Annotated in this window: 16 protein-coding genes; 9 read left to right on the forward strand and 7 right to left on the reverse strand. The window is 60.4% G+C overall.

Features of this window, described 5'->3' with window-relative positions; all coding sequences use genetic code 11:
- Positions 1–54 precede the first annotated feature (54 nt).
- From ACX0MV_RS17660 to loiP, 9 genes are all read left to right on the forward strand, one after another.
- Entirely contained in the window at positions 55–2,136 is a 2,082-nt protein-coding gene (locus tag ACX0MV_RS17660; RefSeq protein WP_458983830.1) for a type VI secretion system Vgr family protein, read from the forward strand.
- Positions 2,133–2,936, forward strand: coding sequence for a DUF4123 domain-containing protein (locus ACX0MV_RS17665; protein ID WP_458983831.1), 804 nt, complete (start codon positions 2,133–2,135; stop codon positions 2,934–2,936). Before ACX0MV_RS17660 ends, ACX0MV_RS17665 begins: the two co-directional genes overlap by 4 nt.
- Positions 2,933–6,745: a toxin VasX gene (locus ACX0MV_RS17670; protein WP_458983832.1), complete on the forward strand. Its 3,813-nt coding sequence runs from the start codon at positions 2,933–2,935 to the stop codon at positions 6,743–6,745. Before ACX0MV_RS17665 ends, ACX0MV_RS17670 begins: the two co-directional genes overlap by 4 nt.
- An 18-nt stretch (positions 6,746–6,763) precedes the next feature.
- The gene (locus ACX0MV_RS17675; RefSeq protein WP_458983833.1) at positions 6,764–7,831 is read left to right on the forward strand and encodes a hypothetical protein; all 1,068 of its coding nucleotides are present in this window, start codon (positions 6,764–6,766) and stop codon (positions 7,829–7,831) included.
- 137 nt (positions 7,832–7,968) lie between these two features.
- Positions 7,969–8,388: a hypothetical protein gene (locus ACX0MV_RS17680; RefSeq protein WP_458983834.1), complete on the forward strand. Its 420-nt coding sequence runs from the start codon at positions 7,969–7,971 to the stop codon at positions 8,386–8,388.
- A gap of 172 nt (positions 8,389–8,560) precedes the next feature.
- The gene (locus tag ACX0MV_RS17685; RefSeq protein ID WP_458983835.1) at positions 8,561–9,031 is read left to right on the forward strand and encodes a hypothetical protein; all 471 of its coding nucleotides are present in this window, start codon (positions 8,561–8,563) and stop codon (positions 9,029–9,031) included.
- 138 nt (positions 9,032–9,169) lie between these two features.
- Positions 9,170–10,237 carry a hypothetical protein gene (locus ACX0MV_RS17690; RefSeq protein ID WP_458983836.1) on the forward strand — a complete coding sequence of 356 codons (1,068 nt, stop codon included), beginning with the start codon at positions 9,170–9,172 and terminating at the stop codon, positions 10,235–10,237.
- 114 nt (positions 10,238–10,351) lie between these two features.
- Complete coding sequence (locus ACX0MV_RS17695) at positions 10,352–10,918, forward strand: hypothetical protein (RefSeq protein ID WP_458983837.1); 567 nt, start codon at positions 10,352–10,354, stop codon at positions 10,916–10,918.
- A gap of 210 nt (positions 10,919–11,128) precedes the next feature.
- Positions 11,129–11,881 (forward strand): metalloprotease LoiP, encoded by a 753-nt coding sequence (gene loiP / locus ACX0MV_RS17700; protein ID WP_458983838.1) that lies wholly within the window; start codon positions 11,129–11,131, stop codon positions 11,879–11,881.
- 181 nt (positions 11,882–12,062) lie between these two features.
- Here loiP and ACX0MV_RS17705 read toward each other — a convergent pair whose 3' ends face one another.
- From ACX0MV_RS17705 to ACX0MV_RS17735, 7 genes are all read right to left on the reverse strand, one after another.
- Complete coding sequence (locus tag ACX0MV_RS17705) at positions 12,063–12,242, reverse strand: hypothetical protein (protein WP_458983839.1); 180 nt, start codon at positions 12,240–12,242, stop codon at positions 12,063–12,065.
- Positions 12,239–13,369, reverse strand: coding sequence for a PepSY-associated TM helix domain-containing protein (locus ACX0MV_RS17710; protein ID WP_458983840.1), 1,131 nt, complete (start codon positions 13,367–13,369; stop codon positions 12,239–12,241). The genes ACX0MV_RS17705 and ACX0MV_RS17710 overlap by 4 nt, the downstream gene beginning before the upstream one ends.
- 63 nt (positions 13,370–13,432) lie before the next feature.
- Positions 13,433–15,793, reverse strand: coding sequence for a TonB-dependent siderophore receptor (locus ACX0MV_RS17715; RefSeq protein WP_458983841.1), 2,361 nt, complete (start codon positions 15,791–15,793; stop codon positions 13,433–13,435).
- Between the two features lie 137 nt (positions 15,794–15,930).
- Positions 15,931–16,875 (reverse strand): FecR domain-containing protein, encoded by a 945-nt coding sequence (locus ACX0MV_RS17720; RefSeq protein WP_458983842.1) that lies wholly within the window; start codon positions 16,873–16,875, stop codon positions 15,931–15,933.
- A complete protein-coding gene (locus ACX0MV_RS17725) occupies positions 16,872–17,390 on the reverse strand; it encodes an RNA polymerase sigma factor (protein ID WP_458983843.1) in 519 nt (172 codons plus the stop codon). Before ACX0MV_RS17725 ends, ACX0MV_RS17720 begins: the two co-directional genes overlap by 4 nt.
- Positions 17,391–17,559: 169 nt before the next feature.
- Positions 17,560–18,267, reverse strand: coding sequence for a 3'-5' exonuclease (locus tag ACX0MV_RS17730; protein WP_458983844.1), 708 nt, complete (start codon positions 18,265–18,267; stop codon positions 17,560–17,562).
- Between the two features lie 40 nt (positions 18,268–18,307).
- Positions 18,308–20,239 carry a putative nucleotidyltransferase substrate binding domain-containing protein gene (locus ACX0MV_RS17735; protein ID WP_458983845.1) on the reverse strand — a complete coding sequence of 644 codons (1,932 nt, stop codon included), beginning with the start codon at positions 20,237–20,239 and terminating at the stop codon, positions 18,308–18,310.
- Positions 20,240–20,429: the final 190 nt, after the last annotated feature.

Raw genomic sequence — 20,429 nt, forward strand, 5'->3', positions numbered from 1 at the left:
GCATCGATCGACGTTCGACGCTCGACTCATGGAACGAAAGAAGAGGAACAACGAATGTTCGCCCCTGCCAACCAGACCCATTTCAGCCTCAGCATCGAAGGCGTCAGTCACGATCTGCAGGTACTCGAATTCACCGGTCGCGAAGCGATCAGTCAACCCTTCGAGTTTGAACTGGAACTGGTCAGCGAACGTCCTGACCTCGACCTGGAGAGCCTGCTGCATCAGTCGGCATTCCTGACGTTCTCCCAAGCCGGCAACGGCATCCACGGGCAGATATACCGCGTCGCCCAGGGCGAATCCGGCAAGCGCCTGAGTCGCTACCACGTGACCTTGCGCCCGCAGCTGGCCTACCTGGCGCACCGCACCAACCAACGAATCTTCCAGCACCTGACGGTAGAGAAGATCATTAGCCAAGTGCTCGAAGAGCACGGCATCCAGGCCAATGCCTACCAATTCCAACTCGGCTCGATCTACCCCGAGCGCGAGTACTGCGTACAGTACGACGAATCCGATCTGCACTTCGTTCAGCGGCTGTGCGAAGAGGAAGGGATTCATTACCACTTCCAGCACAGCGAGCAGGGCCATGTGCTGGTCTTCGGCGACGACCAGACGCCCTTCCCGAAACTAGCGCCCACGGCCTACCAACAAGACAGCGGGCTGGTTGCCGATAAGCCGGTGATCAAGCGCTTCGGCGTGCGCGTGGAAACCCGCACCAGCCGGGTGACCCGCCGCGACTACGACTTTGAAAAGCCCAAACTGCTGCTCGAAGCCGAGGTCAAGAGCGCGTTCACGCCTGACCTCGAGGATTACGACTACCCCGGCCGCTTCGTCGAGCGCGAGCGGGGCAAACACCTCAGCCAGCGCGCCCTGGAGCGCCATCGCCACGACTTCGAACAGGCTCACGGCGATGGCGACCAGACGCTGCTAGTCAGCGGCCACTTCCTGGCGCTGACCGAGCACCCGCGCGCCAGCTGGAACGACCTCTGGCTGCTCACCGAAATCCACCATGAGGGCAAGCAGCCGCAGGTGCTGGAAGAATCTTTGACCAGCCATACCGAGGCCAGCGACGACTTCCAGCAGGGCTACCGCAACCGCTTCACCGGCACGCCCTGGACCGTGCTGTATCGGCCGCCGCTACACCACCCGAAACCACGCATCCTCGGCAGCCAAAGCGCCGTGGTCACCGGCCCCGTCGGCGAAGAGATTCACTGCGACGAGTACGGCCGAATCAAAGTGCAGTTCTTCTGGGATCGCGAAGGCCAAGCCGACGACAAAACCAGTTGCTGGCTGCGCGTGAGTTCAAGCTGGGCCGGCGACCGCTACGGCGCTATCACCATCCCGCGCATCGGCATGGAAGTGCTGGTCACCTTCCTCGAAGGCGACCCCGACCAGCCCCTGGTCACCGGCTGCCTGTACCACGCCGAACACGTCGTGCCTTACGACCTGCCAGCGAACATGACCCGCAGCGTATTCAAGACCCTCAGCAGCCCCGGCGGTGGCGGCTACAACGAAATACGCATCGAAGACAAAAAGGGTGCTGAGCAGGTCTACATCCACGCCGAGCGCGACTGGGACGAGAACATCGAGCACGACCAGAAAATCCGCATCGGCAACGAACGCCACGACACCGTCGAAGCCAACAGCTACAGCGAATTCAAGGCCGAAGAACACCGCACTACCCACGCCGACCGCAAGAGCGAAATCAAAGCCAACGACCACCTCACCGTCGGCAACAACCAACACATCAAGATCGGCACCGGCCAGTTCGTCAACGCCGGCAGCGAGATCCATTTATCCAGCGGTCAGAAAGTCGTGCTCGAAGCCGGCAGTGAACTGACCTTCAAAGCCGCCGGCAGCTTTATCAAACTCGACGCCAGCGGCATCACCCTGGTCGGGCCGATCGTCAAGATCAACTCGGGCGGTAGCCCAGGCAAGGGCTCGGGTGCGGCGCCGGTGTTGCCAGGCAAGGTCAAGCCGGCGGATGCGGATGTGCCGGGCGCAATACTCAAACAACGCCTGCGCGAAGATGTCCCGATTGTGGAGCTGTGTCAAAAGCCCAAGGGAGGGACACCCCTGCAATGCCCGCTTGCTGATTGCCCGTGTAGAGAGGCCATGAATGCAGGAGCGGACGCATGACGAATGCTCAGAGTTGGCTGTTGCTCGAATACAGGGACGATCTGCCGGAGAAACTCTACCGCTTAGGCGAAAATCCCGATCCGTATCGCCTGTTCGACGGTACTGAGCTCGCACCCTGCGTGGATCAAAGCCCCTTGCTGGTCAGCGTTGCGGAAAATCCCTCCCTTATGGCCGACTTCCTCGCGCAGCCACATGACTGGGCTGGTCTGCAGATCGACAGCGCTCAGCCTTTGTCCAACGTATTGCAGCACTTGCGGCATATTCTTTTTATTGGTTTCGACGGTTCGCGAAAGGGCGTTCTGCGGTACTCCAACCCACGAACCGCGAGCTACTTTTTCCCAGCTCTCGAAGGAGGGGATTTGGCCCTCTGGCTCGGCCCTATCCGCAGGTTAAGTTGGTATGGCGCTACCTGGCGCGAAAGCGCAGACCAGCAGGCCCTTTGGTACAGCCAGGAGAATCCGCACGCTGATCAGTGGCGGGCAATCGCTGGGCGAAAATCCTTTGTTTTAGATGAGGGCCAAGCGCAAGCCTTACAACGTCAACAAACCGAGAAGTTCCTATTTCACTGGTGGCAACAGCAATCCAGTCTTTCCTTTGCCGAGGCTTCCAGTTACCTGGAAGAAGGCATGACGAGCGGTTTTCTTTCGGCGGACTCACTGAGTACGTACTTAGCGATTCGCAGTGACCACCGGGGTGCCACTCCACCGCCCCGGCTGCCACAAGGTAGTGATGAAGTTCGCCTTAACCACCTCAAAACCAGCCTGGAACGCAGCGCGACCGACAAGGAAAGCCACGCATGAGCGCAAATGTTTGCTCCCTGAGTGCAGGCGCCGCCTGTGAGCCCGCCAAATTCATCGTTCAGGTCGTTGGTAAAAACCACCCGGAGAGCCAGCGCCTGGTTATCTATGACGAAACCGGACGCGAACAACAGGAGTGGCTGACCAAGCAGGACAAGCCCGAGCTACAAGAAAGCCCTAGCTTCAGCAGTGTTTTGCATGTGTGGGACTGGGAGAGTCAGCCCAAACGCCACCTATGGCTTGAAATTGCTGCCAGCGAAGGCGGGCCAATTCGCATTCCGCTACTCGACGATGTTCGCCCCACACCGCGTCAGGACGAGCATCAGCAGCAGTGGAATCAGATCGTACCCACAGTGCCCATGACGGCTTTGCCCGGCAGTAAAAGCTTCTATGATCTGGGCACCCCGGTTTTATTGCGCAGTGGCTATATCTACGTGTTCTATCGGAACGCTCTTTGGCGTGAACTGGAAGTGCGGGTCAAGGACGATAAAACCACCTACCACGACGTTCATGTCGAGCGTTATCGACAAGGCAAAGCGTTCAAAATCGGTGCACGCAAAGCCACTGGGCAAGCTCTAGATGACATCTGGTTGCCAGCGCAGTGGAACAACACGCAACGAACCGATTTGCAGCTGTGCTTTTCAGAGGTGCAACTCAGCGCTGCTCGTCTCAAGCGCCTGGAGCAGGATAAGGGCTTACGCAAACAGCGCTGCCAAAGCCCCGACTTGCGAGTTTCTCAGCGTGGGTTTAAGCGCCTGTACGAGGGCCAGCCCAACGGTAAGGACATGCTTGAGGCCTTTGCAGCTTTTAATGTGCGTGACTACGCCAACCAGAGCGCGGTGGCTAAAGCGCGAGTGGTACGGCTTAATCTTGAAATCAACGCCTTCCCAGTGAGCGTGGCGGCACCACAGCGCGTCCGTGAGCCAGGGTATGAGCGGCTGCTGGATCACCCGGGCCGGTATATTTGCGACCTCAGTGGTCAGTTTCCGGTCCAGAGTAAAAAGGCCGCCCAGGCTTACCTCGATAGCTGTGAGAAGGGCACGCCGCAAGAAGATACTCGCTTGCTTGAACTTGAGGCGTGGAGCGATTGCCTGGCGACGCTCGTCAAGTCCAAGCAGCCTGCGAGCAGCGATAAAGACACTGCCTCGGATGGAGCGGTGCTATGGGAAGCCCAGGCCGCGACAACCGATGTGCTAAGCAGTGCGCGCAGTCGTCAGCTTTGTGGCGTGTTGCTGGATGACCATATGCACCGCATGCGTCATCTGTTGTCACGTATCACGGGCCTGCAAAATACCCTGGCGTTTTGCGCACAAAGGGCTTCCCTGCATCGCAACCACGGCAGTGCCTTATTGCTACAACAGTTGGTGGTGCCGAACAGTTTGCAAGGGCAGCGCAACCCATTGCACCAGGCGCTGGAAAAGATCAACGAGCAAGGCAGGCGTGATATCAACCGCTGCACCGCGACCCCAGAACGAATCCTACTGTGGCGCGAACTGGCTTACATGCAGGACAACCTGAGCGACTACCTGGGCAAGAGCGACTACCAACAAACCCTGGCCGACCACCTGAGCCTGGATGGCTTTGACTACCTGGCGGCCTCGTTTGCCATTACCAGCTTGCTGGCCGCGCTTGCCGCCAGCCCTGCGCAGAGCGATCCGTTGGCGGTGAACAGCGATCTGACCGACGCTCTCAAGGGTTATAGCCTCTACAGCCCGAAAGCCAGCCAAGGTCAGGTGTTTCTCAGCAAGCTGGCCAATAATCCCCAGCACCCGCTGTACAGCATGCTCTGGCCAACCCTTGATCTGGATACGCTCTACGCCCCCTATCAGGCACCTGCAAAGAAGGAAGAGAACCAGGGCGATGGGCGCTTTCGGGCAACGGAATTAGCCCAATTTGAAAGCCAGGGCGCACCTGCGGCTAAACCTGACGACACGCTGGATACGAGCGTGCTGATTGGCTTGATGGCCTCCGGCAGTTTAAACAGCACGCTAACCGTACAGCTCAAAGCAGGTGCAAGCGCACTGGTAAGTCTCTATGAGCGCATCCAGGGCGCGGTCGATACCGCGCAGGCTGCAGTGGACAGCGCCAGTGGCGCCCTAAAACCCATACAAAAAGACGCCCAAGCCAGTGCCCGTAAGCATGCACAAGCCAACCAGGCATATGAGCAGCAGCGCACTGCACTCGCCAGCCAGGGCCGACGAATCAATGTGACCCTGCATGGCCAGGGGCTCGGCTTATTGCGCAGCACCTTGCCGCAGTTGTTTGGCGGGGCTGTGTTTATCCGCAGTGGGCGGGTCAATGTTCGGGAACATTATGTGTTTGGTCTGGAAGACCTGCCCAGCGCTCCGGCGCATCGCCCCACGCGCTTCTATGGCCAATACCTGGATGCCGAGGGCAATTTGCTGGCCACCACCAACGGGCGGCAGGCCGCCCGCGCTGGCCTTGATCAGACCAGTGACCATGTACTGGTGGCCATCCCCCGCAACAGCGCGACCGCCCGCATGATCAGAGCCTTGAACCAACAGTTCAATCAGGCCAGTCAGGCCGCCGCTCAAACCCAGGCCACCCAGGCCCGCCTGGTGCGCGCCGAAGGCGTGCTGCAGGAGGCGGTCGATGACCTCTCTGCCCGCAACGGTTCCAGGGCCTACCGGGTGCTTAACGCCAGGCCCTTTGCTGCTGGAGTGCTGATGCTGGAGCTTTGGAATGTGCGGACGGAGTGGAATTCATATCAGGCGAATCTGCAGGAGAAAAGCCAATCAAGAGCGCGCTGGGGGCTAGGAGGGGCTGCCCTTGATCTTGTGATTGCCATGGAAGCTTTGACCGTCAAGTTCGTCAGCAATCAGTCTATTTTGGCTTCAGCACGCAAGGTGTTGTTTACGTTTTCCGACGATGCCGCTGGCCGTATATGGGGCTCTACACTCGGGCCGAAATTCGCCAAAGAATTTACCGGCCGTCTGATCGGCCAAACTGTTGCAGGCTTTATATTCCTCGGCCTTAACCTGTACGACGCCTGGTATGCCTGGCAGTGGGGCGACGAGGCCATGTGGGGTTACCTGCTGATGGCCGGTGGTGGCGCGGTGGGGGTGGCCGCCGGGCTATTTACCGCCGCGCCGGTGTTGGGTCTTACCCCTCTGGGTTGGGTAGCCTTGATCATGATAGTCGCGGGTGCCGGAGTGGCATATTGGCTCAGCAGCAACCCAATCGAGGACTGGATGACCAACGGACCTTTCGGCAGCAGCGATAAAGCCGCCACAGCGCACTTGCGTGACCCGCAAGAGGCCTTCTACCGCTTGCTCGGGTTGTTCGCCGGCATCCGTATCCAGGTCAGCCAGAATCCCGACTACGACCCCAGGGCCAAGCTGGATGCCCATGCGGCTCTGCCCTATAGCATCAGTACAGCCACCACCTTGGTGCGTATCGAAAGCAACCTGCCGGGGCTGGTCGGGCAACTGGGTAGCCTCAACCTCAAGAGTGAGGCCCGCCTGCGTACCACAACCTCAACCTCCAGCCGCGGCGGCAATGTCGAGAGTTCGCGGGTCGGTGCCATCGCAAAACCTGTGGCACAGCGACCCTGGCCCAACGCGCTGGAACTCTACTTCACCACGCCAGCCACGCAGCAGCGCACGGATATGGGTTACTTGCACCGCATCTCGTACAGTTGGGCGGTCAAGGCGCAGTTCCAGTTGACCGACGCGAACGGTAAAACCTGGTACTTTCCGGCACCTTCGCCAAAAACAGTGGTGCTGGCGAGCGAAGCGCATAAACAACCCGATTTCAGCGATAGCGAGCAGCCCTTCTGGGCCAGCGAATAAGCCTTGGATACTCCACACGTGGCAAACGACAACACCTACTACGCCAGCACGGCCTATAGCCCGGCCTGCATCCCCGACCAGCCCCCATCGAGCGAGCGCTCCTGGCTGCGCAAGCTTGGGGCCAGCCGCCTGCCATGGGGCCGCACACAGGAGGTGGCACCGGAAAACATCATGACCGACCCAACCCCCAAGAGCATGCGTTTTTGGGAGCAATTCGATAAGAAGCGGGAAGAAGAAAAGGCCCTGGGTGCCTATAAAAAAAGGCCCATGGAAGGCGTTGAGTTGCACGGTGTCTTTGACCACGAGTGTTTTCGTTATGCGCTGTTGTCCAAGCGTTCGCATTTCTGGATGTATTTAAGTGGAGGGGGGCGATTTCTATTTTTTTTAGGAACAGCTCTTTTTATATTTGTTTATATTGCCGAGCTGAGCATCGTAAAAAACACATCTTGGCTAGAAACTACGGCTTCCTTTCTACCAACATTGCTCATGTTCTCCGGGGTGCCGTTGGCCTGTTGGGCCCTTGGCACATTAGTAATCCACAAATTCCCCCACTTATGGTTTAAGCCCTCTCGCGGCCCTATCTGGGAGCTCAACCGACGTACTGGCTTGGTCACTGTTTTCGACTACGACAATAACGGCGAGTACAAGCAAAACGGCACTATTGGTGAAATCACCGCGCCTTTCTACGAGTTTGACGCCTATCTCAGCACCTCGCCGGACCGCCAAGGCTTGCCGATGAACTTTCTTTATCTGGCCCACCGCTACCGCGATATCACCATTAATTTTGCCTCCCTGATGGCACCAGACCGCCTCCCGCAACCGCCATTGGCCCTGTGGGATTTTTTACAGAACTATATGGATATCAGCCGACCTTTGCAGGAGCTGCCCTGCTTCGAGAAATGCCGCCACCTCGACCCGGTCACCGCCGCGCATGATCAACAGACGGCGCGCGCACCGCGTTACTGGATCGACATGGCCGACGAGACCTTCGAGGCCAAGCTGAAAGAGATGTCCGGCCGCATCCACCTTATCGACACCATGCACCGCCCCAACCTGATGGCGCGGCATGTCGAGTATGTCGACTGAGAGTAAGTCGCGATGGGGTACTTTCCGGCACCCTCGCCGAAAACCGTGGTGCTGGCGAGCGAAGCGCACAAACAACCAGATTTCAGCGATAGCGAGCAGCCCTTCTGGGCCAGCGAATAAGCCTTGGATATCCACACGTGACGAACGACAACACCTACTACGCCAGCACGGCCTATAGCCCGGCCAGCATTCCCGACCAGCCCCCATCGAGCGAACGCTCCTGGCTGCGCAAACTCGGAGGCAGCCGACTCCCCTGGGGGCGCACCCAGGAGGTGGCGCCGGAAAGCATCATGACCGACCCTACCCCCAAGAGCATGCGCTTCTGGGAAGAGTTCGATAAAAAGCGGGAAGAAGAAAAAGCCCAGGGCACCTATAAGAAAAGGCCTATGGAAGGCGTTGAGTTGCACGGTGTCTTTGACCACGAGCGTTTTCGTTATGCGCTGTTGTCCAAACGCTCGCATTTCTGGATGTATTTATGTGGGGGGGCGGTTTCTTTTTTATCTCAACATTTTTTTATCTGTTTTTACCTATCTTGTTGCAGTTACTCAGTCGTATGAGCCTTGGGTGGATACAACAATAGATGTTGCTCCATTTTTTGCTTTTCTTTTGGGTACCCCTCTATTTTGCTGGGGCCTTGGTTCATTAGTTATCAACAAGTTTCCTCGTTTATGGTTTAAGCCCTCTCGCGGCCCTATCTGGGAGTTCAATCGACGTACCGGACTGGTCACCGTGTTCGACTACGACAATAACGGCGAATACAAGCAAACCGGCACTATTGGTGAAATCACCGCACCCTTCTATGAGTTCGACGCCTACCTCAGCACCTCGCCGGACCGCCAGGGCTTGCCGATGAACTTTCTTTACCTGGCCCACCGCTACCGCGATATCACCATCAACTTCGCCTCCCTGGTAGCCCCAGACCGCACCCCGCAACTGCCATTGGCCCTGTGGGATTTTGTGCAGAACTATATGGATATCAGCCGGCCCTTGCAGGAGCTGCCCTGCTTCGAGAAATACCGCCACCTCGACCCGGTCACCGCCGCGCATGACCAACAGACAGCGCGCGCACCGCGTTACTGGATCGACATGGACGACGAGACCTTCGAGGCCCTGCTGAAAGAGATGTCCGGCCGCATCCACCTTATCGACACCATGCGCCGCCCCAACCTGATGGCGCGGCATGTCGAGTATGTCGACTGAGAGTAAGTCGCGATGGGGTACTTTCCGGCACCTTCGCCGAAAACCGTGGTGCTGGCGAGCGAAGCGCACAAACAACCAGATTTCAGCGATAGCGAGCAGCCCTTCTGGGCCAGCGAATAAGCCTTGGATACTCCACACGTGGCAAACGACAACACCTACTACGCCAGCACGGCCTATAGCCCGGCCAGCATTCCCGACCAGCTCCCATCGAGCGAGCGCTCCTGGCTGCGCAAACTCGGAGGCAGCCGACTCCCCTGGGGGCGTACCCAGGAAGTAGCGCCGGATCATTTTTTGAGGGATGACACGCCAGAAGATATGCGCTACTGGGAGCAGGTCGATAAAAAGCGTGAAGAAGAAAAGGTCCTAGGTACTTATATAAAAAAGCCCATGGAAGGCGTTGAGTTGCACGGTGTCTTTGACCACGAGCGTTTTCGTTATGCGCTGTTGTCCAAGCGCTCGCATTTCTGGATGTATTTATGTGGGGGGGGGCGCTTCATATTTTTCTTGGTTACAACAATTCTATTAATCATGTTTTTATTTGAGTTACTTGATAATAAGTATTCCACATCTTTAGAAATGGCAATTTCTTATTTGCCTACATTTTCAATTTTTTCGGGTTTGCCATTGGCTTGCTGGGGCCTTGGCGCACTAGTTATCCACAAATTCCCCCGCTTATGGTTTAAGCCCTCTCGCGGTCCTATCTGGGAGCTCAACCGACGTACTGGCCTGGTCACTGTTTTCGACTACGACAATAACGGCGAGTACAAAAAGAACGGCACCATTGGTGAAATCACCGCGCCTTTCTACGAGTTTGACGCCTATCTCAGCACCTCGCCGGACCGCCAGGGCTTGCCGATGAACTTTCTTTACCTGGCCCACCGCTACCGCGATATCACCATCAACTTCGCCTCCCTGGTAGCCCCAGACCGCACCCCGCAACTGCCATTGGCCCTGTGGGATTTTGTGCAGAACTATATGGATATCAGCCGGCCCTTGCAGGAGCTGCCCTGCTTCGAGAAATACCGCCACCTCGACCCGGTGACCGCCGCGCATGACCAACAGACAGCGCGCGCACCGCGTTACTGGATCGACATGGACGACGAGACCTTCGAGGCCGAGCTGAAAGAGATGTCCGGCCGCATCCACCTTATCGACACCATGCACCGCCCCAACCTGATGGCGCAGCATGTCGAGTATGTCGACTGAGCATGGGTTGCGATGGGGTGCGTTCTCCGCACTATCCCGGCCCAATGTCATGGTGGAACATATTCTGATACAGCGTTAATTCACTCCCTATAACTTATATGAGTGCAATAAACCTTGAAGTTTACTGACGAAGTACAACAAATTCTGAATGGTCCTATCAATGCTGGCGTGCCCTGCGCAACCAAGTCGCTGACGCATGATCAGGCGGTCATTTTCAGCTTTTGGTTGATGATGGCTGGTAACGCATTTCTTCTGTATTTGCGTGGTGATCTGGCGGTGTTTTTGGTGACGGTGATTCCAATCGTCGCAATAGCGATGGTGATCCATTGGCTGACATCGCCTGAGCCGCTTAGTAGCACCCTGAGGATGGAAGTATCCCTGGCCAAGGACTGTTTCAGGTTGGCTGCTCACTTGCGGCTTAGCGATAGCCAGAATAGTAAGGACTTCAAGGTCAACGAGCAGATTCGATTGGCGCAGATCAAAGCCATGCATCCCTTCGTATTTAATGGCTGGTTATTTTGCAAAGCCCGAGGGTTTCTGCTGGAGCTGCATGACGGCAACGCCTTCTTTATTGCGCTCAAGGGTAAGAAGAACGAGGTTGACCGTTGTGTAGAACAACTCAACAGCGCCTTGCAGGGCTCGGCCATAGCGATGGGCAGACTAAGGACATTTCAGCGCTAACGGTTCTTCCCTCATCCCCAAGCCAGTCCCCCGTGAACATGGAACAGTAACGGCGAACGCAGCGGCTGCCGGGGAATTGGTACCTGCCACGCCACAAAACGTGACCCACATCTCGCTTCGACGCGGCTTATATCACCGACAATGCCGCGCCGGCCGGGACGCTGCTGCCTCTCGGCCACTCCATTGCCTCAATCCTCAAGGACGATGACCATGAAACTGCAACTCTCCCTTTCCGCGCTCGCGCTCGCCACCCTGCTTTCCGGCTGTCAGAACATGAGCCCCGACGCCATGCTGAACACCGGGCTGCAAGCCATGCAGGCTGCCACGCTCAGCGACGCTGAAGTAAAGGCCATGGCCGACGATGCCTGCGTGCAGATGGACGCCCAGTCGCCAATCGCGCCAGCCGACAGCACGTATAGCAAGCGCCTGGAGACAATCGCCAGCAACCTCGGCAGCCAGGTCAACGGCACCCCGATTACCTATAAGGTTTACCTGGTCGACGAGGTCAATGCCTGGGCCATGGCCAATGGTTGCGTGCGCGTGTACAGCGGCCTGATGGACCTGATGAACGACAACGAAGTGGAAGGCGTGCTGGGCCACGAGATGGGTCACGTTGCCCTCGGCCACACCAAGAAGGCCATGCAAGCGGCCTACGCCACTTCGGTAGCCCGTGGCGCCATTGCCTCATCTGGCAACAGTGCTGCAGTGGCGCTGTCCAGCTCGCAACTGGGCGATTTGGGTGAGGAGCTGATTAACGCGCAGTTTTCCCAGTCCCAGGAAAGCGCTGCCGACGACTTTTCTTTTGATCTGCTGAAGCAGCGCAACATTCCGCTGCAAGGTCTGGCCAGCGCCTTCGACAAGCTGGCTCAGCTCGGCGGCGGCGACAGCAGCATGTTTGACTCCCACCCAGGCTCGGCCGACCGCGCCGCGCATATCCGCGAGCGCATCGCTGCCAGCAAGTGATTCACGAAGGGGCCGCAGTAGCGGCCCCATTTGTTTCAAGAGTGGGCACCGCGGGGCGGCACGCACGGGCGAAACGCCTACTGATCAACTACCGTCATCCTGCCTGGTTGAATCACTATGGGCGGCACTTTCCTAGAAGCGAAAAGTCTCGAATGCGGTTCTATAAGAACCGCAACTCGGTTTAACGCTTATGGACTTGCCCCCGCAGCAACGGCCAGCAACCAAGCACGGCGGGGAGGGTCAGACCGGCCCAGGCGATGGCGTCCCATGGGCCGTCGCCGAGCAGGGCGCTGATCAGGCCCACTGCGCTTAGCAGGCCGATCAGTAGCGGCAGGGCGAAGGTCGAGCGGCGCCAGTTCATTGGCTGGCTTCCGCGGGTTCGAGGCGTTTGGCGGACGAGCGCTGGCGCACCCACCAGAGGTACAGGCCACTGCCCAGCACGACGATGGTCAGCACATCCAGCACGGCCCAGAGAATTTTCATCGGCATGCCGCCGTAGTCGCCGAAGTGCAGCGGTTGCGACATGGACAGCGCATCCATGTACCAGGGGCGCTCGGCGACGGCGGTTACTGCAAGGGTGCGCGCGTCGATCAGCACCGGTGTCCACAGGTGGGAGGTCAGGTGACTGCTGCCTTTCATGAACACGCTGTAATGATGCTCGCTGGAGAAGCGCGTCCCGGGGAAGGCGATGAAGTCCGCTTGCATGCCGGGCGTGGCGGCCGCGGCGATTTCCAGCACACCATTCACTGGCGCGCGCTGGGTGAGCGGCGGAGCATCGCGGTAGGGCTCGATCATCGCGGCGAGGGATTCGGTGCGCCAGGCGGAGATCAGCAGGTCGGCGCAGGCGCTGATCACGCCCGTCACGCCAACCACCAAGGCCCAGGTCAGGGTGACGATGCCGATCAGGTTATGCAGGTCCAGCCAGCGGGTGCGGGCGGATTTCTGCCGGCGCACTTCGGCGAACCGCAGACGGCGCATAAAGGGTGCGTAGAGCACCACGCCGGAAATGATCGCCACGACGAACAGCAGGCCCATGAACGCCAGCAGCAGCTTGCCCGGCAGGCCGGCGAACATGTCGACGTGCAGGCGCAGGATGACCATCAGCACGCCACCGTTGGCGGCTGGCATTGCCACGGCTTCACCATTGCGGGCGTCGAGCATGAAGGTGTGCGAGGAGTTGGGCTCGGTGCCGGCAGTCGCGGCGGTGATGGCGATCACGCCATTGGCTTCGTCCTCGTCATAGCCCAGGTATTGGATGACCTCGCCCGGCCGGTGGCGCTCGGCGGCGTCCACCAGTTGTTGCAGCGACAGGTGCGGCATACCGTCTGGCAGCTCGCGAAGCTCGGGCGCTTCGCCGAGCAGGTGTTCCAGTTCGTGGTGGAAGATCAGGGGCAGTCCGGTCAGTGCCAGCATCAGCAGGAACAGGGTACAGATCAGGCTGGTCCAGGTATGCACGGAGGACCAGCGGCGGATGGTGGTGGCTTTCATGGTCATTCCCAAAGCAAGGCCGGTCGGTCACCGGCCGTTGCGACTGCGGGCGTGGGCCCAGGTTTAGAACTCCAGCTGAGCAGAGAAGGTCAGGGTACGTGGTGCGCCCAGGTAGGAGCTGCTCAGCCAGTATTCCTTGTTCGCCAGGTTGCTGACGTTGGCGCGCAAGGTGAGGGCGTTGTCGGCGTTGAGCTGCGCGCGATAGCGAGCGCCTGCATCGAAGGTGGTGAAGGATGGCAGGCTATGGAGGTTGGCCTCGTCGCTGTATTGCTTGCCGGTGTAGTAGGCACCGCCAGTCAGGGCCAGGCCAGGCATCGCGTTAAGGTCGTACTCGGCGTACAGCTTGGCCAATTGAGAGGCGACGTTGGTCGGCTTCTGCCCTTCGCTGGCTGCGCCACCCGAGTCCTTCACCTGCGGATCAAGCAGGGTCACACCGCCGACCAGGGTCAGCTCGGGCAGCACCTTGCCGGTGATGCCGAGTTCCAGGCCATTGTTTTCCTGGCGACCGTCCTGCACGTAGTAGCCGGCATCGTTGATATGGGCATTGGGCTTGTCGATGTTGAACAAGGCCAGGGTCAGCAGGGTTTCGCCGACGGTGGCTTTGACGCCCACTTCGTATTGCTCACTGACCAGCGGCGCCATGGCTTCGTTTACGTTGAGAGCATTCCAGGGCGCTAGACCACCTGCCTGCAAACCTTCGATGTAGCTGGCATAGGTGGTCAACCAGGGTTGTGGCTTGTAGATCAGCGACATATTCGGAGATGTCTTCGCCTTTGCGTTATTGATGTCAGCGCTCAAGGTTTCAATGCGCGTGCGGGTCAGGCCAAGAATGCTCGACCACTGCTCGTTGAAGGTGATCACGTCACCGATCAACAGGTTGTCCGACTGCGTGCGAGACGCCAGGCGCTGGTCGCCCTGGCCGATATCGGCGGAAAAGTCCGGTTTGGCAATCTGCGGGTGCTCGCCGTAGGGCACGTTGATACCCATATCGCGGCCATATACCCCTGCATCGGTGTAATTACGCACCCGCGCCACATTGCCCTGATAGCCGAACGTGGTCTTGTGCTGAATGCTGCCGGTGGCGAACTCGGCGTCAAGGAACAGATAGCCCGAGGTCTCCTCAGTTTCCACCGGGGCAAAGGCATACAACGGCTGGGTGTAAGAACCGGTCGGCGTGGCGAGCTCAACGGTCGGACCGGTGTACGCGTATTCCTCGGTGAACTGGGTGTACGCCAGCGCGCCGCGCAGGGTGAAGGTGTCATCCAGGCGCCAATTGAAACGACTGCCAATGCGGTCATGCTCGCTGTCGGAGAACGCCCAACGCTGGCTGTACAGCTTGTCGTTGTCGAGGTCCTTGGCGTCCGGGCGGCGGGCCTGGTCGGCGAAATACCAGTAGCTGGTCAGGCCGCGGTTTTCGGTCTTCTTGTGCGAGGCATCGAACTGGATCAGCAGGTCGTCACTGACGTTCCAGTCCAGCGCAACGCTGATCATGTCCCGGCGGCGCTTCTGCAGATCGATGGCGGTCTCGCCATCCTGGGTCAGCAGGTTGACGCGGTAGGCGAACACGCCGGCGTCGTCGAGCGGCCCGCCGAAGTCGCCGTGCAGGTAATAGTTTTCGCCACCCGCATTGCCGAGCGTCACGCTGTTGTAGCGCTCGTAAGTCGGACGCTTGAGTACGTAATTGACCAGGCCGCCAGGGCTGGCCGGCCCGTACAGGAAGCCACTCAGGCCGGTGAGGACCTCGAGCTGCTGCATTTCTTCGATGAAGTTGCCACCGTCGTAGCTGTTGCTGAAGCGCAGGCCGTCATTGGCGATGCTGAGGTTCCCGGAGCCGCTGAAGCCGCGCATGCTCACCGCGCTGGCATAGCCGGCGGTGGTCGGTGAGGTGAATTGGGTGGAGGCGTTGAGCTTGAACACGTCATCGAGCGAGGTGGCCTGAATGTTTTGCAGCAGGTCCTGGGAGATCACCGACATTGAGTAAGGTGAGTCCTGCAGCGCCATGCCGCCCAGCGCACCGACATTTTTCACCGCCTCGCTGCGATACCCGACCGTTTCGCCGCCTTCGCCCGGTACGGCTGCGGTGACCGTGATCGCCGGCAGCGCCACGGTGTCTTGGGGCAACGGGGCCAGGCTGTACGTCCCGGCGCTGCTCTGTACCAGCTGCAGGCCGCTGCCACGCAACGCCTGCTGCAAGGCGGCGAGTGCGCCGTAGTCGCCCTCGACCGGCTGCGATTGCTTGTCGGCCGTCAGGCTGGGATCGATGCTCAGAACGATGCCGGCTTCGCTGGCAATCCGGTTGAGCGTGCTCGCCAGGGGCGCGGCCGGTAGCTGATAGCTCTGTGCGGCAGCGTTCGCGGCCATGCCGCCGAGCGCGATGGCGGCGGCCAACAGGGTGGGGTGGAACGGCTTGAATGGGCGAGACATTGCGAAAAGCTCCTAAGCGGTAATTAATCTCAATAACCTGTTGCCGTAGGAGATTGTGAAAGTGACAGGGGCATCGCGAAATTTTTTCAGGGGGCCAAACCAAGCCCACCGCTGATTCGATGCGAACGTGATTCTGGTTAATCGGCGGCGGGGACTATCCGCGTCCACCAACGGTTTGGCTGCTCGATTCGCACCGGCAGGCTCGGTGGCAACGCCGCCAATGCCTTGTCACTGTCGCGCAAGGGAAAGCTGCCGGTGATACGCAGGTTGGCGAGCGTCGGGTCGAGCTCGAGGTAGCCTGGGCGGTAGTCGTTCAGGGTGGCGATCAGCTCGGCAAGCCGCTGATTCTCCACTACCAGCATGCCCCGGCTCCAGGCATCCGCCGCCAGCGCCGCCGGTTGGATCGGCCCCAAGCCTTCTGGCCCGAGCATCACCTGTTCGCCCGCGCGAACCACTTGGCGCGTCCGGCCTGCACCTGGCTGCACGGCGACAGCGGATTCCAGCACGGTCAGGCGCGTGGCGGCGCCTTCGCGACGGACCAGGAAGCGCGTGCCCAGTGCCCGCAAGCTGCCCTGGGCGGTGTCGACGATAAACGGGCGCGTATCGCTGGCGGTATCCACCAGAATCTCGCCGCTGCGCAGCCGCAGACGGCGTTGCTGGGCATCGAAGTCGATGTCCACGGCGGTTGCGCTGTTCAGCCAGACCTGGCTGCGGTCAGCAAGCCGTAGCTCGCGATGCTCGCCCGGCGCGGTGAGCTCGTCGGCGAGGTAATCGCCGAGCGGTCGGTATTGATGCAGGCCGAACAGCAGCCCGGCGCTGAGCAGGATACCCAGCAACCCTGCGCCCGCAGCTCTGGGCAGGCGTCGCGGTTTGACCAGCAAGGCCTGCCGCGCGGAGTGCGCCATCGCAGCCGAGAGGTGGGTGTCGAGACCGTTGAGCTGCTGCCAGACGGTGGCGTGATCGGGGTGCATTGCCAGCCACAGGGCGAACTCGCTGCGCTGCTTGTCGCTGGCGTTGCCCGAGCTCAGGCACAGCTGCCACTCGATGGCGGCGTCCAGTACCGCGGCGGGAATGCTGTTCATTGCGGTTGCCCATACAGCGCGACATAGCACTGGCGAAGGCCCTGGGCCAGGTACTGGCGCACCCGCGACACCGATACGCCCAGGCGCCCGGCAATCTCGGCGTGGCCGAGGCCGTCCAGGCGACTGTAGAAAAAGGCCGCCCGCGCCTTGGGCGAGAGTTCGCCGAGCAGGCGATCAACCTTGTACAGCGCATCCAGCGCGATCGCCTGGTCTTCGGGGCTGGGTTGCAGCGCCTGCGGTTGCGCGGCGAGGTCGTCCAGGTAGCTGCGCTGCAGGGCGCTGCGGCGAAAGTGATCGACCAGCAGGCCTTTGGCGATGGTGGTCAGCAATGCCCGTGGCTCGCGGGTCTCCTGCAGGTCCGAACGGCCGAGCAGGCGCACGAAGGTGTCCTGGCTGAGGTCTTCTGCGCGCTCCGGGCTGTACAGGCTTTTACGCAGCCAGGCGAGCAGCCACTCGCGATGATCGCGGTAAAGCAGACCTACCAGATGCTGATGGGTGGAATCGCCGGGCGCCACGCTGACCTCGTCGTTAACTGCGCTGTGAGCATATCGAGAATTATTCGCATATGATCGCAGAGCGTGGCCAATAACCGCAATCGATGGCCGGGTAGCGCGCGATAGACGGCATGTTGCCAGCATCCGACGGGTGTCGCGTTCCAGGCGCAGGTTGCGCGAATGTATGAAATTACAACGAGTGCGCGTGTTGCCGGCGCCGCCAGCCTGCCAGGCGCTGTGCCAGAGCGTGCAGGCTGTCGAGCTGTTGCTGACGCGCCTTGCTGAACAGAATCAGCGCCAGCTCCGCGGTAACCAGCGCGTCCGCGCTGGCGTGATGACGCTGGTGCACCTGCAAGCCGAAATGCGCGGTCCAGTCGTCCAGGCCGCCGCGCAGAATGTTGGCCTGGGGGCACAGCATCGGCGCCAGCTCGGCGGCGTCCAGGAAAGGGTGACGTAATCGGTAGCCGAGGCTCTGCTTGAGCGCGCGCCCGAGCATGCGCTGGTCAAACCCGGCGTGAAATGCCAGCAACGGGCTGTCGCCGACGAACTCCATGAAATCCAGCAAGGCTTCGACCGGTTCGCAGCCCGCGGCGATGGTGCTCGGGGCCAGCTCGTGAATCAGTACGCTGGCGCTGACCTTGTGGTCGGGCCGTTGCAGGGTGCGCTCGAACTGCTGGCCCAGGTCGATCGCGCCGTTTTCGATCACCACCGCGCCGATTGACAGCACCTGGTCGCGTTTCATGTCCAGGCCGCTGGTTTCCAGATCGAGCACCACCACGCGTTGCACACTGAGCGGTTGTTCGCCGAGCGCAGCCGGCTCCGCCAGGGCCGCACGCCGCGTCAGTTGTGCCTCACGCAGCGACGGCCCGCGACGGCTGAACCAGGTGAAATTACTCATGCAGGGGCGGGCTCATAGCTCATAGCTCATAGCTCATAGCTCATAGTTGATAGCGCAGCGCCAGGCTGCTTTGCAGGCGCTGCGCCTGGCGAAAGGACTCGCGCAGGATGCGCCTGTCCAGGTGATTGAGGGTATCCGGGTCGACCCGGTTGGAGTAGGGCAGGCCGTTTTGCGCCTGCAACTGATGTTGCTGCATGCGTGTTTGCTGGATGAAGTGATACGCCTCCTCGTAGGCGGCGCCGTCCAGAGCGTCGATCACGCCGTTGCGGGTCAGGGTCTGCAACCGCTCCAGGGTGTTGCAGGCGCCGATGCCATTGGCCAGGGCGAGCAGGCGTGCGCCGTCGACGAAGGGGGTCAGGCCCTGGATTTTCAGGTCAAGGGTGTCCTTCTCGGCACCGCTGCGCGCCACCACAAAATCACGGAACAGGCCCACCGGCGGGCGATGGCGCAAAGCGTTCTCGGCCAGCATGTGCTGGAACAGGCTATTGCCGGCGATCAGGCCCAGCAGCTCCTCGCGCAGCTGATTGCAGCCTTCGCTTGGCCCCCAGACCAGGCGCAGGTCGAAGTAGATGCTCGAACCCAGCAGGTTCTGCGGGCTCGCTTCATGAACAAAGCGCCGGAAGCGTTTCGACCACTCATGCCGCGACAGGCACAGCTCAGGGTTGCCGGCCATGATGTTGCCCTTGCACAGGGTGAACCCGCATTGCGCGAGGCGCTGGTTGATCTCCGCTGCCAGTGGCAGCAACTGCCCGCGAATCCGCGCGGCCTCTGCGGCGTCCTGCGCCTCGAACAGGATGCCGTTGTCCTGGTCGGTGAGCAGGGTCTGCTCGCGGCGTCCTTCGCTACCGAAACACAGCCAGCTGAACGGGATGCCCGGATCACCCAGGTCTTCCAGGGTGAGCTCGATGACCCGGCAGACGGTGTGGTCGTTGAACAGGGTGATGATGTGGGTGATCTGCGTCGAGCTGGCGCCATGGGCGAGCATGCTGTCGACCAGTTGGCGAATGTCGGTGCGCAGCGCCGCGAGGGTTTCCACCGTGCCCGCGTGGCGGATGGTGCGGGCCAGGTGCACCAGGTCGACGCGCTGCAGGGAGAACAGGTCGCGCTCCGATACCACGCCGCACAGAGCGCCTCGCTCGACCAGGCAGATGTGGGCAATATGCCGTTCGGTCATGGCGATGGCGGCATCGAAGGCGCTGGCATCCGGCGCCAGGTAAAACGGTGCCGGAGTCATCAGCGCCGCTATCGGTTGCTCCAGCGAGCTGCCATCGGCGATGGCCCGACGCAGGTCGCGCAGGGTGAAGATACCTTGCGGCCGATGGGCTTCATCGACCACCACGATGCTGCCGACCTGTTGTTCGTGCATCAGCCTCACGGCCTCGCGTACTGCGCGCTGCGGGCCGCAACTGACCGGGCTGCGCATGGCCAGCTCGCCGAGGCGGGTTTCCAGGGAGTATTGCGAGCCCAGGGTTTGTGCGGCGCGCAGCTGCACCTGCTGATTGACCTGGTCGAGCAGGCTGCTCACCCCGCGCAGGGCAAAGTCGCGCAGCGGGTTGGACAGTGCGAACAGCTTGATGAATGCGGGTTTGTTCAGCAGCAGGCAGAAGGTGTCATCTGCCGCCAGGTGTTCGGTGCGCGTCGCCCGCTCGCCAATCAGCGCCGCCAGCGGGAAACATTCGCCAGTGGTGATTTCGAAGGTGGTCTCGGTGCCGCGGCGTGCCGAATGCGGGCGCTGACCGTGTACGCGGCCCTGTTTGACGATATAGAAGTGCTCGATGGGACCGTCGGTTGGCTTGATGATGGTCTCGCCTTCGCCATAGAAGCGCAGCTGGCAGTTTTCCACCAGGTAGGCCAGGTGCGCCGTCTCCATCAGATTAAACGGGGGGAATTTCTGCAGGAATTCCATGGTGCCCTGGATGTTCTGCAGCACCGCCGTCTTGCCTGCCTCGCTGAAGGCGTCCGCTGTGCTCATGTGCCGCCTCGCCCGTGGTGAAGTGTTTATGGTCGGCCCCGCCACGGCGGGTGCCCATTGGACGTAAGTCTAGGATCTGCTGGCGTTTTCGTGATCGTCCGGAGTGTTCGGTAGATCAATACGCCACAGCCCCCCGCCGGCCGGCACGTGCAGCCGCCCACGAGGCGAGCGCGGCGATGCGACGAAACCC

It is taken from the genome of Pseudomonas cistanchae, assembly GCF_054483635.1.

Coding starts and splice junctions, on each gene's coding strand:
- ACX0MV_RS17660 (WP_458983830.1), top strand. CDS start 55: ATGTTCGCCCCTGCCAACCAGACCCATTTCAGCCTCAGCATCGAAGGC.
- ACX0MV_RS17665 (WP_458983831.1), top strand. CDS start 2,133: ATGACGAATGCTCAGAGTTGGCTGTTGCTCGAATACAGGGACGATCTG.
- ACX0MV_RS17670 (WP_458983832.1), top strand. CDS start 2,933: ATGAGCGCAAATGTTTGCTCCCTGAGTGCAGGCGCCGCCTGTGAGCCC.
- loiP (WP_458983838.1), top strand. CDS start 11,129: ATGAAACTGCAACTCTCCCTTTCCGCGCTCGCGCTCGCCACCCTGCTT.
- ACX0MV_RS17705 (WP_458983839.1), bottom strand. CDS start 12,242: ATGAACTGGCGCCGCTCGACCTTCGCCCTGCCGCTACTGATCGGCCTG.
- ACX0MV_RS17710 (WP_458983840.1), bottom strand. CDS start 13,369: ATGAAAGCCACCACCATCCGCCGCTGGTCCTCCGTGCATACCTGGACC.
- ACX0MV_RS17715 (WP_458983841.1), bottom strand. CDS start 15,793: ATGTCTCGCCCATTCAAGCCGTTCCACCCCACCCTGTTGGCCGCCGCC.
- ACX0MV_RS17720 (WP_458983842.1), bottom strand. CDS start 16,875: ATGAACAGCATTCCCGCCGCGGTACTGGACGCCGCCATCGAGTGGCAG.
- ACX0MV_RS17730 (WP_458983844.1), bottom strand. CDS start 18,267: ATGAGTAATTTCACCTGGTTCAGCCGTCGCGGGCCGTCGCTGCGTGAG.
- ACX0MV_RS17735 (WP_458983845.1), bottom strand. CDS start 20,239: ATGAGCACAGCGGACGCCTTCAGCGAGGCAGGCAAGACGGCGGTGCTG.